This window comes from Mycobacterium sp. NGS68 (genome assembly GCF_059812195.1).
This window is the reverse complement of the sequence record NZ_JCALCE010000051.1, coordinates 12269-32077: the sequence shown is the minus strand read 5'-3', so window position 1 is coordinate 32077 and position 19809 is coordinate 12269. Positions and strand designations below refer to the sequence as shown.

The following is a 19809-nucleotide window of genomic DNA, read 5'->3' as shown; positions in this document are numbered from 1 at the left end:
GCGTGCTGACGCAAAAGCCCCCATTTTCGGGCCTAAATGGGTGCTTTTGCGTCTGCTCGCCAGTAGAGAGTCAGTCCTTATTGCCGGTGAGGGCTTTCGCGTTGGCGGCGAAGTCCGCAAAGGACGAGCCGCCTCGGGTGTCCTTGTCGTGCCCCTGCGCCTTGATGGACACGTCGTGGCCCTCGGCGGCCTTGCGCAGTGCACCGACGGTCGCCTGCTCGGGCGAAATGTGGGTGAACGGGTCGAACGAGTACCACCGCATGGCGTTCTCGTGGGTCATCTTGTTGATCTCGTCGTCCGGCACGGAGTTCAGCGACAGCACATCCCACAGCTCCTCAGGCGCGCCCGGCCACATCGAGTCGCTGTGCGGGTAGTCGGCCTCCCAGCAGATGTTGTCGATGCCGATCATGTTGCGCAGCGCAACGCCCACCTTGTCGCTGATGAAGCACGTCAGGAAGTGGTCACGGAAAACCTCGCTGGGCAGCTTGCCCTTGAAGTCCTGATGCGTCCAGGCGGAGTGCATCTCGTAGGTCCGGTCCGCGCGCTCGAGGAAGTAGGGAATCCAGCCCGTACCGCCTTCGGAAAGCGCGACCTTGAGGTCCGGATATTCCTTGATCGGCCGCGACCACAGCAGGTCCGCTGCCGCCTGGACGATGTTCATCGGCTGCAGCGTGATCATCACGTCCATCGGCGCATCCGGCGCGGTGATCGCCAGCCGGCCCGACGAACCGATGTGCACGTTCATCACGGTGTCGGTGTCCACCAACGCTTTCCACAGCGGGTTCCAGTACTCGTCGTGGAAGCTGGGGTAACCCATGGCGGCCGGGTTCTCGGTGAAGGTCAGCGCGTGCACGCCCTTCTTCGACACCCGGCGTACCTCGGCGGCGCACGCCTCGGCGTCCCAGATAACCGGGATGGCCATCGGGATGAATCGCGCCGGGTAGGCGCCGCACCACTCGTCGATGTGCCAGTCGTTGTAGGCCTGCACCAGGGCGATCGAGAAATCGTGATCGTCGGTGGCGAACAGCCGCCCGGCGAAGCCCGGAAAGGACGGGAAGCAGATCGACGCCAGGATGCCGCCCGCGTTCATGTCCTTGACGCGCTCGTCGACGTTGTAACAACCCGGCCGGATCTCGTCGAGCCCCGTCGGCTCGATGCCGTACTCCTCCTTGGGACGGCCGGCGACCGCGTTGAGTGCGACATTGGGGATGACCGTATCGCGGAACTTCCACATGTCGGAACCGTCGGCGTTGTGTACCAACCGGGGGGCGTCGTCGATGTACTTCTTCGCCAGGTGGTTCTTGAACATGTTCGGCGGCTCGACGGTGTGGTCATCGACGCTGATCAGGATCATGTCTTCTTTGTTCATGGCCGTACCCCTCTCATGAAACTTTCGAGCGTCCCTTTCGACGCATGATTTCGAGCCCCGGGTCGCGGCCACCGAGCGGGCACGTCCGGTCTACGGCGAGCCGCCACCTGCCTCCAAGCTCTCTAGTGTTGAAAACTATCTTCTCGCGCAGCGAGAATCAACATCCAGGTTAGCCGCACGGCATCGGCGCTGTCCGTGTGGACGGGCAAAACAGGGCCCCGACAGGCGCCTTCCGGCCACGTCGCTGCGACGGCGGGCGGGTACCGCAACCTACGCGTCAGGATTGACCGGCGGACCGAATCGTGCAAGTCTATTGGTTGTAAATGAGAATCTGATTCTCTTTGACCGAGAGGAACCCCGCGCGATGCGACTGCCGCCGTTGCCCGCCGACCGGTGGGACGAGGACGTCGAACAGGCGCTGGCGGTGATGTTGCCGCCGGAACGCCGCAACCCGCGCGACGCCTCCAACGTGCTGGCGACGCTGGTCAACCACCCCGCCCTGACCAAGGCGTTCCTGCGACTCAACGTCCACCTGCTGTTCTCCTCCACACTGTCTCCGCGCATCCGCGAACTGGCCATCCTGCGCGTCGCGCACCGCCGCGACTCTCCCTACGAGTGGCACCAGCACGTGGATCTGGCGAAGCGTGAGGGCATCACCGACGCCGAGATCGAGGCGGTGCGAACCGGGTCCGACGGCACTCTGGACGAATTCGAGCGCGCGGTCGTGAACGGAGTCGACGAACTCGACGAGAAATCCCAGTTGTCCGACGAGACCTGGGCGACGCTCGGCAAGCACATGGACGACCGCCAGCGGATGGACTACATCTTCACGGTCGGCTCCTACACGATGCTGGCCATGGCGCTCAACACTTTTGGCGTGCAGCTCGAAGAACATCACAAAGAGAGGTAAGAGTGGCCCACTTCCCCAAGCCAGCTGCCGGGAGCTGGACGGAAAATTATCCCGAACTGGGAACCGCCCCAGTTGATTACACCGACTCGATCGACCCGGCATTCTTTGCCGCCGAGCGCGAGGCGGTCTTCAAGAAGCAGTGGCTCAACGTCGGCCGGGTCAATCGCCTGCCGAAAACCGGCAGCTACTTCACCCGGGAGCTGCCGTCGGCCGGCCCGGGCACGTCGGTGATCATCGTCAAGACCAAGGACGGCTCGGTCAAGGCGTATCACAACGTCTGCCGGCACCGCGGAAACAAGCTGGTGTGGAACGACTTTCCGAACCGCGAGACCTCCGGCATCTGCCGGCAGTTCACCTGCAAATACCACGCCTGGCGTTACAGCCTGGACGGCGAGCTCACCTTCGTCCAGCAGCCGGAAGAGTTCTTCGACCTGGACAAGAGTCAGTACGGTCTGGCGCCGGTGCGTTGCGAGGTGTGGGAAGGCTTCATCTTCATCAACTTCGACAACGACGCGGCGCCGCTGATCGACTATCTCGGCCCCTTGGCCAAGAGCATCGAGGGTTACCCCTTCGGCGAGATGACCGAGACCTACTCCTACCGGGCCGAGGTAGGCAGCAACTGGAAGCTGTTCATCGACGCGTTCGTCGAGTTCTACCACGCGCCGATCCTGCATCAGGGGCAGTACACGAAGGAAGAAGCCGCGAAGATTCAGAAGTTCGGCTACGAGGCGCTGCACTACGAGCTGGCCGGACCGCACAACCTGCAGTCGACCTGGGGCGGACAGGCGCCACCCCCGGACATGTCCATGGTCAAGCCGATGGACCAGGTGCTGCGCAGCGGACTGTTCGGTCCGTGGGACAAGCCGGAGATCATCCAGAACATGGAGCTGCCACCGGGCGTCAACGTGAAGCGGGTGCCGCAGTGGGGCATCGACTCGTGGCTCTTCTACCCGAACTTCATGCTGCTGATCTGGGAACCGGGCTGGTATCTGACCTACCACTACTGGCCGACCGCAGTGGACAAGCACATCTTCGAGGCCGTGCTGTATTTCGTCCCGCCGCGCAACGCGCGGGAACGGCTGGCCCAGGAGCTGGCCGCCGTGACGTTCAAGGAGTACGCGCTGCAGGACGCCAACACGCTGGAAGCGACCCAGACGATGATCGGTACCCGGGCGGTCTCGGAGTTCCTGCTGTGCGATCAGGAGGTGCTGATCCGCCACCTGCACAAGACGACTGGCGACTACGTGAGGGAGTACCAGAAGAATGGCAAAGTTACCGTCTGAATTCGCCGCCCTGGAGCCGTATTTGGACTGGGACCTGGCGCACGAGCCCGAACGCTACGCCAAGCGCCTGGGTTCGACGATGGCGGAGATGCAGGCGTTCTACGAAGCCGCGTTCCCGCTGCTGAACGACGTCATCGCCTACTGCGACAAGTTTCCGCTGGACGACCTGCCCGAGGATGCGAAGAGCCTGATGCACATCATGCAGTCGCTGGTGATGGTGTCGTTCCCGATCGAGGCGTGGAAGCAGCCCCGCGTCCCCGACAGCGGCGCGGCGTGGGTCGAAGTCCTTCATGAACCGGTGATTTAGCCGGTGTTGACGCTCAAGGCGGGGGGACTGCTCGACGTCGACGCCGGCGAGATCGTCTCGCCGGGCATCCTCCGCATCGACGGTGATCGAATCGTCGGCGTCGGCGGCGAACCCGAAGGCGACACAATCGATCTCGGCGATCAGATCCTGCTGCCCGGATTAATGGACATGGAGGTCAACCTGCTCATGGGTGGCCGCGGCGAGAAGCCGGGCCTGTCCCAGGTGCAGGACGACCCCCCGACCCGGATGCTGCGTGCCGTCGGCAATGCCCGACGGACATTGCGCGCCGGGTTCACCACCGTGCGCAACCTCGGGTTGTTCGTCAAGACCGGCGGCTACCTGCTGGACGTGGCGCTGGGTAAGGCGATCGACGCGGGCTGGATCGACGGGCCCCGCATTGTGCCTGCCGGACATGCGATTACGCCCACCGGCGGGCACCTGGATCCGACGATGTTCGCCGCCTTCGCGCCGCACGTACTGGACCTGACCGTGGAGGAAGGCATCGCCAACGGGGTCGACGAGATCCGGCGGGCGGTGCGCTACCAGATCAAGCACGGCGCCCAGCTGATCAAGGTGTGCTGCTCGGGTGGGGTGATGTCGCTGACGGGCCCCCCTGGCGCGCAGCACTATTCCGATGAGGAACTGTGCGCAATCGTCGACGAGGCGCACCGGCGCGGGCTGCGGGTGGCCGCGCACACGCACGGCGCCGAGGCCGTCAAGCACGCCGTGGCGGCGGGCATCGACTGCATCGAACACGGCTTCCTCATCGATGACGAGGCGATCGCGTCGATGGTCGAGCACGACACCTTCCTGGTGAGCACCCGGCGCCTGGCCGAGGGTATGGACGTCTCGCACGCGCCGCCCGAACTCCAGGCCAAGGCCGCCGAGATGTTCCCTAAGTCGCGCACCTCGATCCTGGCCGCCTACGAGGCCGGGGTGAAGATCGCGGTCGGCACCGACGCACCTGCGATCCCGCACGGCCGCAACGCCGACGAGCTTGTCACCCTGGTGGATTGGGGCCTGCCGCCGTCGGCGGTGCTGCGGGCCGCGACCGCGACCGCCGCCGAACTGATCAACTCGACCGAGCTGGGTAGGCTGGCCGAAGGTATGCTCGCCGACGTCATCGCGGTCCCGGGAAACCCGCTGGAGGACATCACCGTTACCCGCGATGTCAGCTTCGTCATGAAAGGCGGCAAGGTCTTTGTCCAGTAACCAGCCAACCAGAACTGACGACCTGGTGGAGATCCAGCAACTGCTCGCCCGCTACGCGGTGACGATCACCCAGGGCGACATCGAGGGCCTCGTCGCCGTGTTCACGCCCGACGGCACCTACAGCGCGTTCGGCGACACCTACACGCTGGACCGGTTCCCCGAGCTGGTGGCCGCCGCCCCCAAGGGCCTGTTCATGACCGGAACCTCGGCGGTGGACCTCGATGGCGACGAGGCCACCGGCACGCAACCGCTGTGCTTCATCGAGCATTCCGCGCACGACATGCGCATCGGCTATTACCGCGATACCTATCGCCGCACCGCCGACGGCTGGCGGCTGAAAGCCCGTGCTATGACCTTCATCCGGCGCAGCGGCGTGCACGACTCCGGGCGGCCGCACGCCGTGGGCCGTCCCACGCCGTGAACGTCGAGCAGTTCCGGGCGGATCTGCGCGCGTGGCTGGATAGCACCGACCTCACCCCCGGGCCCGACCACTCACTCGAGGGGCACATGCGGCAGTTCGCCCGGGTGAGCCGGGCGCTCTACGATGCCGACTGGATGCGGTACGGGTGGGCCGAAGAAGTCGGCGGGCTCGGCGGTCCCGCGCTGCTGCGCGCGATCGTCGGCGAGGAGGTGGTGGGCAGGCGGCTTGCCGAACCCGGCCCGTACTCAATGCTCGAGGTGCTCGCCCCCACCATGATCGACTACGCGCCAGCGGAACTCGCCGCCGAGATGGTGCCGCGTCTGCTCAGTGGCCGCGAGCACTGGTGTCAGGGATTTTCCGAGCCGGGCTCCGGCAGCGACCTGGCGTCGCTGTCCACCCGCGCCACCCAGCGGGGTGACCACTGGATTGTCAACGGGCAGAAGGTCTGGACCAGTTTCGCGCAGTTCTCCACGCGCTGTGTCCTGCTCACCCGCACTGCCCCCGGCCATGACGGCATCACCGCCTTCCTCGTCGACCTGGATACCCCTGGCATCACCGTCCGTCCGCTGCGCACCATGCACGGCGTCGACGAATTCTGCGAGGTGTACTACGACGACGTGGTCGTCCCGTCCAGCCGCATGCTCGGCCAGCCGGGTGACGGCTGGCGGCTCGCCATGGACCTGCTGCCCTACGAGCGCTCGAGTTGCTTCTGGCAGCGGATCGCGTACCTCTATTCGCGGTTCGACGAGCTCATCGCCGAAGCTACTCAGGCTGGCGAGCCGGACGAGTCAGCTTTGGGCGCAGCTTATCTCGCGCTGCACACGCTGCGCTGCCGGTCCCGGGTCACCCAACACCGGCTCCGCGACGGAGCCCGGCTCGGGCCGGACACGTCCGTCGACAAGGTGTTGCTCGCGGGCGCCGAGCAGCGGCTCTACGACACCGTTCACGACCTGCTGCCCGGGGTCCTGGAACTCGACGACAGCCCCTGGCGGCCGGAGTACCTGTATTCGCGCGCCGCGACGATTTACGGGGGCACCGCCGAGATTCAGCGCAACATCATCGCCCGCCGCCTGCTCGACCTCGGGAAGGAGTGAGCGTGACTCTCGATCCCGAGCTGCAGTTGCTGTCCGACTCGCTGCGGACGGCCATGACGGGCGCTTCCGGCGCCAAGCTCGACGCCACGCTGGCCGATCTCGGCTGGCTCGAGATGCTCGACGAAATGCCGGATGTCGCGATTTCCCTGGTGTTCCGGCTGCTCGGTGAGTCCGGCGCGCACGCTCCCGTGCTCAACGACGTCGTGCTGCACGGGGCCGGGCGGGAGCCCGGCGGCACCGTCGCGCTGCCGTTCGCGGGCGGCTCGTGGGTGGTCTGGGGTCGCGCCGACGACACGAGTTCGGCGCTGGACGAGGAACTGCCGATACAGCGTGTGGCAGAACGGGGCCCGGCGTCGTCGACCGCGCTGGCCGCGGGGCGCCGCGCGCTCGGTTGGTGGCTCGTGGGCGCCAGCCGGGCGATGCTAGGTCTGGCCCGCCAGCACGCTGTGGACCGCGTCCAATTCGGCCGCCACATCAGCTCGTTCCAGGCGATCCGGCATCGCCTTGCAGAGGCGCTGGTCGCGATCGAAGGCGCCGAGGCGACGCTGCTGGCCGCCGCAGACATATCGGAGGATCCGGACGGCTCGCACGCCCTGGCCTGCCTGCTGGCCAAGGCCGCGGCCGGCCAGGCCGCGCTTACCACCGCGCGCCATTGTCAGCAGGTGCTGGGCGGCATCGGGTTCACCGCCGAGCATCAGCTGCACCTGCACGTCAAGCGGTCGCTCATCTTGGACGGATTGCTCGGCAGCGCACGGGAATTGACCCGTGAGGCCGGCGCGATCCTGAGGGCTGAAGGAAGTGCACCCCGGCTCGCTCAGCTGTAGCAATTTCGGGCTGTTCACCGCAAAGTCCGCTTAGTCGCCTAAGATCTGTGCACATGAGTCAGCCCGGCGCACCCCGCGACAAGTTGGGTGTCGTGTCGTTGATCCTGGGTGTGGTCGCGCTCATCACATCCTGGGCGGTAATCGGGATTTTCTTCGGCATCGGCGCGATCGTGACCGGTGCGATCGCGCGGTCGCGCGCCAAGCGCGCCGCGGCGCCCAGGGCCGGGACCGCGACGGCCGGCATGGTGTTGGGTGTGGTGGCGATCCTCGCGGTGTTCGTCGCGGTGGTCAGCTATTTCTGGTACTACAGCAACCACGAGCAGCAACGCCGGTGCAAGGTTTTCGACACCTACCAGCCGTGCTGATTCGTCGGGGTGGGCCCGTCGGCGCAGGGGACAGGGCTTCACGAGCGGCTTAATTTCGCGGCAGACCGAGCACCCGCTCGGCGATGATGTTGCGCTGGATCTCGGAGGTGCCGCCCGCGATGGTGGCGGCGAAGGTGCGCACGTACCGGTCGAACCGACTGCGGTAGTGACTGTCCAGGTCGAGCGGCGCGAAGGGCGCGGTAACCGCCTGCAGCGCAAGCCCGTCGGCGTCCGCGGCGTTCAACGCGTCCTCGGCGGCGCGTTGCAGGGCCTCCGAGCCCAGGAGCTTGAGGACCGATTGCGCGGGCACATCCTCCTCGCCGCGAGCGGCCTTCGCGATGGCTGCCGACCCCAACAATTGCAGCGCATGCGCGTCGATGACCAGGGTGGCGTAGCGGTCCCGCTGCAGCGTCCCATTCGGCACGAAATCAGTTGCCAGCGCGTGCAACAGGTCGACGTAGTCCATCCACAACATGGCGCGTTCGTGACCTAGCGAGCCGGTGGCCACCCGCCAGCCGCCGTTGAGCTCACCGACCAGGTTTTCGGCCGGCACGCGGACGTCGGTGAAGAACACCTCGTTGAAGTCGACATCGTCCCGGTCACACACCGACGCGAACGGACGGCACACCACACCCGGGGCATCGGTCGGGATCAGTAACACGCTGATGCCCTTGTGTTTTGGCGCGTCCGGATCGGTGCGTACGAAGGTCAACAGCACATCGGCGTCGTGGGCGCCCGACGTCCATACCTTCTGGCCGTTGACCACGAAGTGGTCGCCGTCGAGCACCGCCCGGGTTCGCAGTGACGCGAGATCGGAGCCAGCGCCCGGTTCGCTCATCCCCAGCGACGCGGTGATCTCGGCACGCAGAATCGGGACCGCCCAACGCTGCTTCTGTTCTTGGGTGCCGAACGACAGCAGCGACGCCGCGATGATGCCGATGCCCTGCGGATTGAAACTCTGATAGATCCGCCGCCGCGCCAACTCCTCCTTGTGCACGTACTGCTGCAGCAGCGTGGCGTTGCGGCCCCCGAACTCCGGCGGGTTGCCGGGCAGCAGCCACCCGTTGTCGAACAACAGCCGTTGCCAGCGCCTCGCCCAGGCGGGGATATGCGAACTCGACCGCGACCGTTCGAACGCTTCGGCCAATTCCGGCAGATGCGCGTCGAGGAACGCCACGAACTCGGCTCGGAACGTCTCGACGTCCGTGTCAAAAGTCAGCTGCACAGCACTCCCCGAGGTTTTGATTGCCGAGCTTTTCCGCAACGGCGAGTCGCGCTCTTTTGGATTACGCTTCCATACACACGTGTAAGAGAATAGTATTCTCGTCGTGAGAAAGTTACAATCTCCGACACGTCGTCCGTGAGGGGGTCGAGCGCACCGATGTCACGGCGTTCTCCGGTACAGTCCAATCATGTTCTCCCCTCGCGGCAATCGACCGAGCCGTCGGTGACCAATCCGGGCGAGGAGCCGGCCTGGAAGCAGCGCGCGGTCGAGCGATCCATCAAGACCGCCAAGCTGCGCGCCGCGCAGCGTGTGCAGCGATTCCTGGACGCCGCGCAGGCCATCATCATCGAAAAGGGCAGCACCGACTTCACGGTCCAAGAGGTAGTGGACCGCTCGCGCCAGTCGCTGCGCAGCTTCTACCTGCAATTCGACGGCAAGCACGAGTTGCTGCTCGCGCTGTTCGAAGACGCGTTGAGCCGGTCGGCCGACCAGATCCGGGCCGCCACGGAGAGCCATTCCGACCCCCTGGAACGCCTGAAGGTCGCCGTCGAATTGCTCTACGAGGCCTCCCGCCCGGACCCGACGGCCAAGCGCCCGTTGTTCACCGACTTCGCGCCGCGCTTGCTGGTGACGCACCCGGCCGAGGTTAAGGTCGCCCACGCCCCGCTGGTGACATTGCTGACCGAGCTGATGGAAGCCGCGGGCGAGGCCGGCGAGTTGCGCGCCGAGGTCAACGCCAAGCGGGTGGCCGCTATGACGATGCAGACGGTGATGTTCCTCGCGCAATACAGCGGCGGGTCCGACGACTCGACGGTCCATCCCATCACCTCCGAAGAGGTCTGGGACTTTTGCTCACGGGGATTCGCCCGTACCTGATCGACCGGCCGTCCGCCGGACGCCTGAGCAGATAGCGCACGCGGTTTGCCTCATGAGAATCTGATTCTCTAATATTCAGAACTAGAAGTAGCTAAAACGGATCCGCCGTTGACACTGTCGGTGGGGAATGTCAGAGTTCAGGTGCGACTCGCTGCGCGCTCTCCTGCCGGAACGGGACGACCGCGGGTGGGGCAAATTCCGGCGAGAGGGCGAGAATCCGTGACAGTCAGCGCGGCCAGCGACGTCTACTTCGATCCCTACGACGTCGAGCTCAATGCCGACCCGTACCCGATGTTTCGGCGGCTGCGCGAAGAGGCCCCGCTGTATTACAACGCGCAGCATGACTTCTACGCGTTGAGCCGGTTCGCCGACGTCGACCGCGGAATCGTCGACTACCAGACCTTCAGTTCGGCCCGCGGCGCGATCCTCGAGCTCATCAAGGCCAACATCGAAATTCCGCCCGGCACAGTGATTTTCGAGGACCCGCCGATCCACGACATCCACCGCAAGCTGCTGTCGCGGATGTTCACCCCGCGCAAGATCAACGAGCTCGAGCCCAAGATCCGCGAATTCTGCGCGCGCAGCCTGGATCCGCTCGTCGGTACCGATCGGTTCGACTTCGTGGGCGACCTCGGCGCGCAGATGCCCATGCGGGTGATCGGCATGCTGCTGGGGGTTCCCGAGCAGGATCAGGAAGCCGCCCGCGACTTCGCGAACGCGCAGATGCGCACCGAGGCGGGCAAGCCGATGGAGACCTCAATGGGCAACATCGCGAGCCCCGAGTTCTTCGGCCAGTACATCGACTGGCGCGCGGAGCATCCCTCGAACGACATCATGACCGAGTTGCTCAACGCCGAGTTCGAGGACGAGACCGGCACGGTTCGGCGGCTCAGCCGCGATGAGCTGCTCACCTACGTCAGCGTGGTGTCCGGCGCCGGCAACGAGACGACGACGCGGTTGATCGGCTGGGCCGGCAAGGTGCTGGCCGAACATCCCGACCAGCGGCGGGCCCTCGCCGAAGACCGGTCGCTGATCCCCGCGGCGATCGAGGAACTGCTGCGCTTCGAGCCGCCCGCCCCGCACGTCGCCCGGTACGTCACGCGCGACTTGGAGTACTACGGCCAGCGGGTGCCCGCGGGCAGCGTGATGATGATGCTGATCGGGGCGGCCAATCGCGATCACCGCCAATTCCCGCCGGACGGAGACGTTTTCGACATCCGGCGCGAGTCGCGCCAACATCTGACGTTCAGCGTCGGCACCCACTATTGCCTCGGCTCGGCGCTGGCGCGCCTCGAGGGCCGCATCGCGCTCGAGGAAATCTTGAAGCGCTTCCCGGAGTGGGACGTCGACCTGTCCGAATGCAAGCTATCCCCGACGTCCACGGTGCGGGGTTGGGAGACCATGCCGGCTTATCTCGCCTGAAAGTCGGCTAAATCACCTAGGAAATGAGGTAAACCATGACGGGTCGTGTTGAAGGCAAGGTCGCCTTCGTGACCGGGGCGGCGCGCGGCCAGGGCCGCAGCCACGCGGTGCGGCTGGCAGAGGAGGGCGCCGACATCATCGCCGTCGACGTGTGCAAGCCGATCGTCAAGAACACCACCATTCCGGCGTCGACGCCCGAGGATCTGGCCGAGACCGCCGACCTGGTCAAGGGCCTGAATCGCCGAATCGTCACGGCCGAGGTCGACGTGCGCGACTACGACGCACTCAAAGACGCGGTGGACGGCGGCGTGGAACAGCTGGGCCGGCTGGACATCATCGTCGCCAACGCCGGAATCGGCAACGGCGGCGACACTTTGGACAAGACCAGCGAGTACGACTGGCAGGAGATGATCGACGTCAACCTGTCCAGCGTGTGGAAGACCGTGAAAGCCGGTGTGCCGCATATCCTCGCCGGCGGCAAGGGCGGTTCGATCATCCTGACCAGCTCCGTGGGCGGCATCAAGGCCTACCCGCACTGCGGCAGCTATGTCGCCGCCAAGCACGGCGTAGTGGGCATCATGCGCTCCTTCGCAGTCGAGTTGGGCCAGCACATGATTCGCGTCAACTCCGTCCACCCCACGCACGTCAGCACGGCAATGATCATGAACGAGGGCACCTGGAGGCTGTTCCGGCCCGACCTGGAGAACCCGGGACCCGACGACATGGCCCCGATCTGTCAGATGTTCCACACGCTGCCGGTCCCGTGGGTGGATGCGGTCGACATCAGCAATGCGGTGCTGTTCCTTGCCTCCGACGAATCCCGGTACGTGACCGGCGTCACCCTGCCTGTCGATGCGGGTAGCTGCCTGAAATAAAGTTCCCTCGTATGGATGGATTCGAGGGACGCGGGGCGGTCATCACGGGCGGCGCGAGCGGAATCGGCTTCGCCGCCGCCACCGAGTTCGCCGGCCGCGGCGCCAAGCTTGTTCTGGCCGACATTGACAAACCCGGGCTGGAGCGGGCCGTCGCGCACCTGCGCGGCCAGGGATTCGAGGCGCACGGTGTGATGTGCGACGTCCGTTACCTCGAGGAGGTCAACGCGCTCGCGGACGAGGCGTTCCGCCTGCTCGGCCAGGTCGACGTCGTGTTCAGCAACGCCGGCATCTGCGTGGCGGGCCCGATCGCCGAGATGACGCACGAGGACTGGCGCTGGGTGATCGACATCGACCTGTGGGGCTCGATCCACGCCGTCGAGGCGTTCCTGCCGCGACTGCTCGAACAGGGCAAGGGCGGGCACATCGCGTTCACCGCGTCGTTCGCCGGGTTGGTGCCCAACGCCGGCCTTGGGACGTACGGCGTCGCCAAGTACGGCGTCGTCGCGCTCGCCGAGACGCTGGCGCGTGAGGTCAAGGACAATGGCATCGGTGTGTCGGTGCTCTGTCCGATGGTCATCGACACCAACTTGCTGGCCAACTCGGAGCGCATCCGCGGCGCCGACTACGGACTGGCCTCGACGCCCGACGTGACCGGGTCGCTCGGGGCGCTGCCCGCGCAGGATGACACCCTGGGCGTCGAGGACACCGCACGCCTGATCGCCGACGCGATAGTGGCCAACCGGCTCTACATCCTGCCGCACGAGGCGTCCCGCGCCTCGATTCGTCGGCGGTTCGACCGCATCGATCGCACTTTCGACGAACAGGCCGCCGAGGGCTGGCGCCACTGAGTTCCGCGGGCTAACTCGGCCCCAGGCGGTAGTCGCCGGTGTGCGGGTCGTGGTACCAGCCGCCCGCCGCGTGCGTGCCTCCGTCGACGTGCAACGTCTGCCCGGTGATGTAGGTGGACATGTACGACGCGAGAAAGACTGCGGTGCCGGCAATTTCGTCGACATGACCGGGACGTCCCCACGGGACGACGGCACCCATCGCGGCCGTGGCGTCCTCCCCGCCGAGCGCCGCGAGCCCTTCGGTCAGCGTGATGTCGGGCGCTATCGCGTTGACGCGTATCCGATGCGGCGCCAGTTCGAGCGCCGCGGTCTTGGTGTAGTTGATGACGCCCGCCTTGGCGGCGGCATACGCGGCGTATCCCGGTGCGGCCCTGACGCCTTCAATGGACGTGACCGCAATGATGCTGCCGGACAGGTCTGCTGCGACCAGTTGACGCGCCACGCGCTGGGTGCACAGGAGCACGTGGCGCAGGTTGGCGCGGTACAGCGCATCCCAGCCGTTCTCGCTGGTCTCCAACAGCTTCGACGAGAACACCCCGCCGGCGTTGTTCACCAGGATCGTGGGTGTGCCCAATTCGGCCGTGGTGCGCGCCAACGCCGCGTCGACCTGGCCGCTGTCCCGGACGTCGGTGGTGATGCCCAGTGCGCCAATCGCTTCGGCAGCGTGCGCGCAACTGTCGGGGTTGCGCTCCCAGATGGCCACCTTCGCGCCGAACGCCGCAAAGCCGGCGGCGATGCCCCGCCCGATGCCCGAGCCGCCGCCCGTCACCACCGCCACGCGGTCGGTCAGCAGGATGTCCGAGGGTTCGATCGCCATGGCTACCTGGCGCGAGTCATGCCGGCCGCTGCCCGATGACGCCGGCGGCTTCCAGGTCGGCGATCTCGGCGGGAGTCAATCCGAGTTCGCTCAGCACATCGTGGTTGTGCTGCCCGAGCAGCGGAGCGGGTTGGGTGTGGAACTCATCGGGCCCGCCGGAGAACCTCATCGCCACGGTGCTGAGCTTAGCCCGGCCGTTCACCGGGTGATCGACCTCTTCGAAGAAGCCGCGGAACGCCAACTGGTCGAGCTCCGTCTGGCGATGCGGCTGCATCACCTTGGCCACCGGGACACCGGCGTCCCACAGGGCCGCGACGACGTCGTCGCCGCTGCGATCCGCACACCATTGCGCAAGGCGTTCGTCGAGCAGGTCCTGGTGTGCGCGCCGACCAGACTCCGCGGACAGCGCGGGATCGGCTGCCCAGCAGGGCGATCCTAGTAAGTCACGCAGCCGCTCCCACTGCAGGTCCGTCGCCACCGCGATGGCCACCCAGCTGTCGGGGCGGCCGAACTCGTCCATGTCGCAGGTGCGGTAGAGGTTTTGCGGGCACGCGGTCGGGCCGCGGTTGCCGTCGCGTTGCAGCAGGGCACCGTATGCGGAGTATTCGATGACCTGCTCGGCGGAGATGCTCAGCGCGGCATCGACCATGGCCGCTTCGACGAACACACCTTCACCGGTGCGGCGACGGTGCTCCAGCGCCAGCAGTAGCGCGTTGAGCGCGTGCACGCCCGCGTTGGGGTCACCGATGGAGTACGGCTCATACGGCGGCCGGTCGGGGTATCCCGTCAACCAGCTCAGGCCGGCCGCCGACTCGATCGCGTACGCGAACGCCGGATTGTCCCGCCACGGGCCGTCCAGGCCGAAACCCGGCATTCGCAGCATGACCGCATCGGGCCGGACCGCTTGTACGGCAGCGAAATCCAGGCCGATCTGGTCCAGCACCCGCGGGGTGAAGTTCTCCACCACCACATCGCAGGTCGCGATCAGCCGGCGCAGCAGTTCCCGCCCCCGCGGGCTCTGCAGGTCCAGCGCCACGCCCTTCTTGTTGCTGTTCAGAGCGGCGAAGATCGGCGACTTTTCCCACCACCGGTCTTCGCTGACCGGCACGCCGGCGATCAGGCGGGTGCCGTCGGGGCGACGGGCGGATTCCACGTGGATGACCTCGGCGCCGAGCAGCGCCAGAAAGTGGGTGCAGCTCGGGCCGGCCCAGAACGTCGTCAGATCCAGCACTCGAAGTCCGCTGAACGGCAGACCTTTTGGCGCCGAAGTCGGTGCGGGCCGCGGCGTCAGATCCGCGGAGCGATAACGGGCGGTGTGCTCGCCGAGTCGCGGCGCGGCGCGCGGCTCCCGAAGCCGCGCGGGCTGCATCCGGTAGGGGTGTCCGGGCTGCTGGAAGCCGTCGCGCGGATTGCGCCGAAACGCGCCGCGCTCGACGAAATGATCCAGCGACGCAATGTTTGCGCCGTTGGCGACCGGCGCGTTGGGGATGCGGAATGCCGTCGCAAGCTCACGGATCTCGTCCGCCGGGTTGCTCCGCACCCAGGCATAAATGTCCTCGGCGTGGATGTTGGCCTGCTCGGTGATCGACAGCGTTGACTGCTCGTCGATCCACTCCGGGTGGCCGACCATCGCGCACAGGTCGAACCACTGCTGCGCCGTGCCACACCCGAGGTCCACCAAGCCGTCTTTCGCCTGCGCCACCCCCGGCACCGTGAGCCGGCGGGCGTCCCGCCAGGGCCGGCCGAGCATCTCGAAGTAGCTGACCGGGTAGTACGTGAGGCACAGGATCGAGGTTTCCAGCATCGACAGGTCGACGAGTTCACCCGTGCCGCAGTCGCTCTGGCGCCATCTGGCCGTGAGGGTCGCCGCGCTCGCGTAGGCGCCGGCGAGATACTCGCCGACCTGCCCGCCGACGAACACCGGTGCCCGGCTCGCCAACCCGCGGCCCAATCCGACGATTCCGCCGGACCACGCCTGCAGGGTGAACTCGGTCGCCGCCCGGTCCCGCCAGGGACCCTCCAGGCCGAACGGGGTGATCGCCGTGACCGTCAGGTGTGGGTGGGCGGCGTGGATCGCAGACGGTGTGAAGCGTTGATGTTCGGCGACTTTCGAGCCGCCGGTCCAGACCACCGCGTCGGCCGCCGCCAGCAGTCGGCTGACCAACTCGACGTCGTCGGCACTCGACGGGTCGGCGACGACGCTGTGCTTGCCGCCCGCCAGGAAGCTGAACAGCGCGCCGTCGTCGCCGGGTGGGATGGCCGCGCCGGACGACGACCATTGCCGCAGCGGATCACCTTCCGGCGGTTCGATTTTGACGACGTCGGCGCCACCGTCGGCGAGCAGCTTCGTGCAGTACGCACCGGCGATGCCGGTAGACAGGTCGACGACCGAATAGCCGGCCAGAGGCGGTGGGGTTTCGGGCCGCGACTCCCCCACTCACGCCTGCCAGGACGGGCTCGAGGTCAGCAGTTCGGACCCGTCGGGGGTGATCAGAACCGCCTCGCGCCCGAACACCGCGCCCACTCCGCGTTCCCAGACGTAGCCCGTCACGGCGAGCACCATGCCGGGTTCCAGCCGTTCGTCGGCCGCCGTGGACGGCAGTCGCGGCGAGATGACCGGCGAGTCGAAGCCCATGCCCAGGCCCCGAGCCACCGGCATCGGCGGCGGCGACTCCCCCGCCGCCGGATAGGCGGCGAGCAGCTCATCGGCGCCGGCCCCCGGCCGACACGCCGCTATCAGCCTGGACCACAACGCATCCCACCGCTTATAGAGCGGACCGGCTCCCTCGGTGTCGCCGGCAGGCCAGGTGCGTCCCACCTCGCCGATGTAGCCCCCCGCCAACACCCCGGCGGAAAAGGCGACCAGGTCGCCCGGTTGCACGCGGCCGTCGGACGTGGCCCGGCGCCATGGATGATCACGGCTGGTGACCCAAGCGACATCCTGATTCGACGGGGTGCTCACCCCGCCCGCGGCGAGGGCCTCCAGCAGCACCGCGGCCAGTGTCCGTTCGGTGACGCCGGGCCGCAGCTCCGCCACCGCGGCGGCCAGGCCCGATTCGGCCACCCCGATCGCCTGCCGGAGCGCGCCGAGTTCCTCGTCGGTCTTGATGCGCCGGGCCGCGCGCATCGCCAGCTCGCCGTCGACCAGTTCGGCATTCGGGAACGCCGTCGGTAGCAGCTTCGCGAAAACCGGTGACAGCGCGTCTGTTCCAACGCGGCGTGCGGTGGCCGCGCCCTCGATGCGGCCCAGCGCCGCGATGGTGTTGGCCGGATTCCACGAGATGCCGTAGAGGTTTTCGTGCGGGATGTCGTCGGGAACACCTTCGTCCCAGGTGCTGAGCAGATGGATCGCACCGGTCGCGCGCACCAGCACGCAGGTCGGCCCGAAGGGCCGGGTGCCGGCAACCCAGAGTTGCGGCGCGCCCGCGACATAGCGCACGTTCGCCTGCCGCCCGAGGACCAGGACGTCGAGATCGTGGGCGGCCATCTGGGCCAGCGCGCGTTCCCGGCGCCCCGAGCGCAGGGCCCGATCGTCGGGCAGGACTTCAGTTCCCATAGGGGTCATAGGGGTAGTTGGTCAATCCTGTCCAGCCTTCCTCGGTGATCACCAGCACCTCTTCGCTGCGGTAGCCGCCGGTGCCGTCCTCCCACACCACCGGCTCGAGCACCAGCACCATGTTCGGTTGCAGGACGAAGTTCTCGTCGAACTCGTCGCCGAGATCGGTACCGATCATGGGCATTTCGGCCGCGTTCACGCCGATGCCGTGGCCCAGGTAGAAGTGCGGCAACCAGGGCCGGACGCCACCGTTGGCGGCGATGGCCGCCCTGCCCAGATCGGCCGCGGTCGCGCCGGCGCGGGCGACGTCCAGAACGGCGGCCATGATGTCCGACCACCGCTCGAATTGCGCCTGCTGCCGCGGCGTCGGATCGCGGCCGACGATCCAGGTGCGGCCGAAGTCCGAGCAGTAACCCCCGTAGGTGATGCTGACGTCGGTCCACAGCACATCGCCTTCGACCAGCTCGCGCTCGGTGGTCAACAGCGGCAACGCGAGGTCACCGTGCGTCGTCCAGACTCCTTCGGCCTTGGTCCGCGGCATCACCTGCCAGATCGGTTCGAGCATGCTTGCCGTGGCGCCCAATTCGAAGGCCCTGCGCAGGAAGGACGCCGACAACTCGATCTGGCGGATGCCGGGGGCCAGGGCCTTCTGCACGTCGACCATCGCCTCATCGGTGATCCGGATGGCGGTGCGCATGCAGGACAGTTCGTCGGCGGTCTTGATCAGCTTCGCGGCGCTGACCACCGCGGCGGCATCGACCGGAGCCTCGCCTCGGAACAACAGCTTTCGCGCCCGCGACATAGCGCCGGTGAGCTCGTCGACCGCGACCACCGATCCGGGCCGGATCAGGTCGGTCAGCGAACGCGCGAAATCCTCTACGCCCTCGTCGTATTCGAGATAGACCGGTCCGTGCAGGTGATCCCCGGGCAGGTCAGACTCCTGCGCGGCGCCCTCGCGGAACGGCAGGAACAGGTGCGGCCACTCGTCGTCGGCGAGCACCACCGCCACCGGCCGCTCCACGTGCGAGACGCCGGCATCACCCAGGGGCCAACCGGTTCCGGTGGCATAGGCCACGGCGTTGTTGCCCAGCAGGATCATTGCGTCGACGCCGCGGTCGGCCATCGCCGTCCGCAACCGCGCCCCGGTTTCGGCACGCATCCGCGCCAGATCGGGTACCTCGGGAATCACCAACCCGCTGCCGGAGGCGCGGCTTGCCTGTGCAAACGTGGTCACAAGCCCAGGAATTCGGTGATATTGCCGCTGACGATGCGCGCGGCGTTCTGCGGCCCGACGGCGTCGACGACGGCCGCCAGCGACTTCTCCGAGTAGCCGTAGGTGCTCTCGTTGTGGGGATAGTCCGAGGACCACATGACCTTGTCCACACCGATCTTGTCGATCAGCTCCAGGCCCAGCGGGTCGACCATGAAGGACGCCGACATGTGGTTGTCCCAGTAGTACCGCACGTCGTGCAGCAGCGGCCGATTGAACATGTGGCGGTACGACGCGACCAGGTGCTCGGCGTCCTGCAGCGCCCACGGCACCCAGGAAATGCCGCCTTCGAACCAACCGATCCGCAGTCCAGGGTGCTGGTCGAGGATGCCCCCGAAGATGTACTTGGAGAACGTTTCCCGGAATCCGTCGATGTTGATCATCATGCCGACGACGACGCTGTTGAACTCGCACGGGCTCTTCGGCGGGGTCTCGCCGATGTGGTGGGTCAACGGCAGGCCCGAGGCTTCGATCTCGTCCCACACGGGGTTCATCGACGTGCTGGCGTAGTCGATCGGGTTGCCTTCGTCATCCTTGCCAGGGTTCAGTGGCATCAGAAACGTCTTGAGCCCCAACGACTTCAGCTCGTCCAGCGTGCGACGCGTGCCCTGCGGGTCCCACCAGTTGATCAACCCGGCGCCGTAGAAGTGGCCGCCTGAGCGTTCCTGCAGTTCGGCGATGTACTCGTTGTAGATGCGGAAGGCGAGCTCGCGCAGTTTCTTGTCCGGGTAGTGGAACAGGGCCAGCACCGCGTTGGGAAAGGCCAGCTCCTTGTCGACACCGTCCTCGCGCAGCTCCTGGATGCGGGCCTCGATGTTGGTGCTCGCGGCGCCCGGCAGGTCGTCGTACTGCATCAGCACCGCACTGAAGTCGCCGGGCAGAAACGACTGGCCCTTGCGCCCGACCTGATAGGCGCCGTCCTCGTACCAGATGCGCGGCGCCTTGTCCTTGAGGTCGTCCGGGAAGCGCTCGTAGAAGATGTCGGCGGCCAACGAGATGTGGTTGTCCGCGGAGAAGACCACGGTGCCTTCCGGCAGGCCGACGTCGCGGCCGCTGGCGTGGCCGCGACGGTCTTTCGGTGCGCCATAGCCTTCCGGCGGATAGAGGGAGACAGTCTGAGTCGACATCGTTGACC

Annotated in this window: 18 protein-coding genes and 2 pseudogenes; 12 read left to right on the top strand and 8 right to left on the bottom strand. The window is 66.8% G+C overall.

Translation table 11 applies throughout. The features are described from left to right. Positions 1-70 precede the first annotated feature (70 nt). A complete protein-coding gene (locus tag AC5Y5V_RS29385) occupies positions 71-1369 on the bottom strand; it encodes an amidohydrolase family protein (RefSeq protein ID WP_499942339.1) in 1299 nt (432 codons plus the stop codon). Positions 1370-1733: 364 nt separating this feature from the next. On the opposite strand from AC5Y5V_RS29385, the gene AC5Y5V_RS29380 reads away from it, so the two are divergent. The 8 genes from AC5Y5V_RS29380 to AC5Y5V_RS29345 are packed head-to-tail and all read left to right on the top strand — an operon-like array spanning position 1734 to position 7785. Next, a complete protein-coding gene (locus AC5Y5V_RS29380) occupies positions 1734-2279 on the top strand; it encodes a carboxymuconolactone decarboxylase family protein (RefSeq protein ID WP_499942336.1) in 546 nt (181 codons plus the stop codon). Between the two features lie 2 nt (positions 2280-2281). Then, positions 2282-3562, top strand: coding sequence for an aromatic ring-hydroxylating oxygenase subunit alpha (locus AC5Y5V_RS29375; protein ID WP_499942334.1), 1281 nt, complete (start codon positions 2282-2284; stop codon positions 3560-3562). Further along, positions 3543-3869, top strand: coding sequence for a hypothetical protein (locus AC5Y5V_RS29370; RefSeq protein ID WP_499942332.1), 327 nt, complete (start codon positions 3543-3545; stop codon positions 3867-3869). The genes AC5Y5V_RS29375 and AC5Y5V_RS29370 overlap by 20 nt, the downstream gene beginning before the upstream one ends. A 3-nt stretch (positions 3870-3872) precedes the next feature. Further along, positions 3873-5081, top strand: a complete 1209-nt coding sequence (locus AC5Y5V_RS29365) for a metal-dependent hydrolase family protein (protein ID WP_499942329.1) — start codon at positions 3873-3875, stop codon at positions 5079-5081. Next, the gene (locus tag AC5Y5V_RS29360) at positions 5071-5502 is read left to right on the top strand and encodes a nuclear transport factor 2 family protein (protein ID WP_499942327.1); all 432 of its coding nucleotides are present in this window, start codon (positions 5071-5073) and stop codon (positions 5500-5502) included. Before AC5Y5V_RS29365 ends, AC5Y5V_RS29360 begins: the two co-directional genes overlap by 11 nt. Next, the gene (locus tag AC5Y5V_RS29355; RefSeq protein ID WP_499942325.1) at positions 5499-6596 is read left to right on the top strand and encodes an acyl-CoA dehydrogenase family protein; all 1098 of its coding nucleotides are present in this window, start codon (positions 5499-5501) and stop codon (positions 6594-6596) included. Before AC5Y5V_RS29360 ends, AC5Y5V_RS29355 begins: the two co-directional genes overlap by 4 nt. 53 nt (positions 6597-6649) lie before the next feature. Beyond that, complete coding sequence (locus AC5Y5V_RS29350) at positions 6650-7420, top strand: acyl-CoA dehydrogenase family protein (RefSeq protein WP_499942348.1); 771 nt, start codon at positions 6650-6652, stop codon at positions 7418-7420. Positions 7421-7473: 53 nt separating this feature from the next. Further along, a complete protein-coding gene (locus AC5Y5V_RS29345; RefSeq protein WP_499942322.1) occupies positions 7474-7785 on the top strand; it encodes a DUF4190 domain-containing protein in 312 nt (103 codons plus the stop codon). A 49-nt stretch (positions 7786-7834) separates the two neighbouring features. Here the strand turns inward: AC5Y5V_RS29345 and AC5Y5V_RS29340 are convergent. Together AC5Y5V_RS29340 and AC5Y5V_RS29335 are read right to left on the bottom strand one after the other, a co-directional pair. Further along, positions 7835-8248: pseudogene (locus tag AC5Y5V_RS29340) on the bottom strand (acyl-CoA dehydrogenase family protein); the annotation flags it as partial. Between the two features lie 153 nt (positions 8249-8401). Then, positions 8402-8962: pseudogene (locus tag AC5Y5V_RS29335) on the bottom strand (acyl-CoA dehydrogenase family protein); the annotation flags it as partial. Between the two features lie 270 nt (positions 8963-9232). Here AC5Y5V_RS29335 and AC5Y5V_RS29330 point away from each other — a divergent pair. From AC5Y5V_RS29330 to AC5Y5V_RS29315, 4 genes are all read left to right on the top strand, one after another. Further along, complete coding sequence (locus AC5Y5V_RS29330; protein WP_499942320.1) at positions 9233-9886, top strand: TetR/AcrR family transcriptional regulator; 654 nt, start codon at positions 9233-9235, stop codon at positions 9884-9886. Positions 9887-10105: 219 nt separating this feature from the next. Then, positions 10106-11308: a cytochrome P450 gene (locus AC5Y5V_RS29325; RefSeq protein ID WP_499942318.1), complete on the top strand. Its 1203-nt coding sequence runs from the start codon at positions 10106-10108 to the stop codon at positions 11306-11308. Between the two features lie 35 nt (positions 11309-11343). After that, positions 11344-12183, top strand: coding sequence for a mycofactocin-coupled SDR family oxidoreductase (locus AC5Y5V_RS29320; protein WP_499942316.1), 840 nt, complete (start codon positions 11344-11346; stop codon positions 12181-12183). A gap of 11 nt (positions 12184-12194) precedes the next feature. Next, positions 12195-13031: an SDR family NAD(P)-dependent oxidoreductase gene (locus AC5Y5V_RS29315; protein ID WP_499942314.1), complete on the top strand. Its 837-nt coding sequence runs from the start codon at positions 12195-12197 to the stop codon at positions 13029-13031. A gap of 10 nt (positions 13032-13041) precedes the next feature. On the opposite strand, the gene AC5Y5V_RS29310 is transcribed toward AC5Y5V_RS29315, so the two are convergent. From AC5Y5V_RS29310 to AC5Y5V_RS29290, 5 genes are all read right to left on the bottom strand, one after another. After that, positions 13042-13848, bottom strand: a complete 807-nt coding sequence (locus AC5Y5V_RS29310; RefSeq protein ID WP_499942312.1) for an SDR family NAD(P)-dependent oxidoreductase — start codon at positions 13846-13848, stop codon at positions 13042-13044. A gap of 16 nt (positions 13849-13864) precedes the next feature. After that, complete coding sequence (locus tag AC5Y5V_RS29305; protein WP_499942310.1) at positions 13865-16285, bottom strand: CaiB/BaiF CoA transferase family protein; 2421 nt, start codon at positions 16283-16285, stop codon at positions 13865-13867. Further along, positions 16286-17404, bottom strand: a complete 1119-nt coding sequence (locus AC5Y5V_RS29300; protein WP_499942308.1) for a M24 family metallopeptidase — start codon at positions 17402-17404, stop codon at positions 16286-16288. After that, entirely contained in the window at positions 17394-18563 is a 1170-nt protein-coding gene (locus AC5Y5V_RS29295) for a M24 family metallopeptidase (protein WP_499942345.1), read from the bottom strand. Before AC5Y5V_RS29295 ends, AC5Y5V_RS29300 begins: the two co-directional genes overlap by 11 nt. A 71-nt stretch (positions 18564-18634) precedes the next feature. Further along, complete coding sequence (locus AC5Y5V_RS29290; RefSeq protein ID WP_499942341.1) at positions 18635-19696, bottom strand: amidohydrolase family protein; 1062 nt, start codon at positions 19694-19696, stop codon at positions 18635-18637. Between the last annotated feature and the right edge of the window lie 113 nt (positions 19697-19809).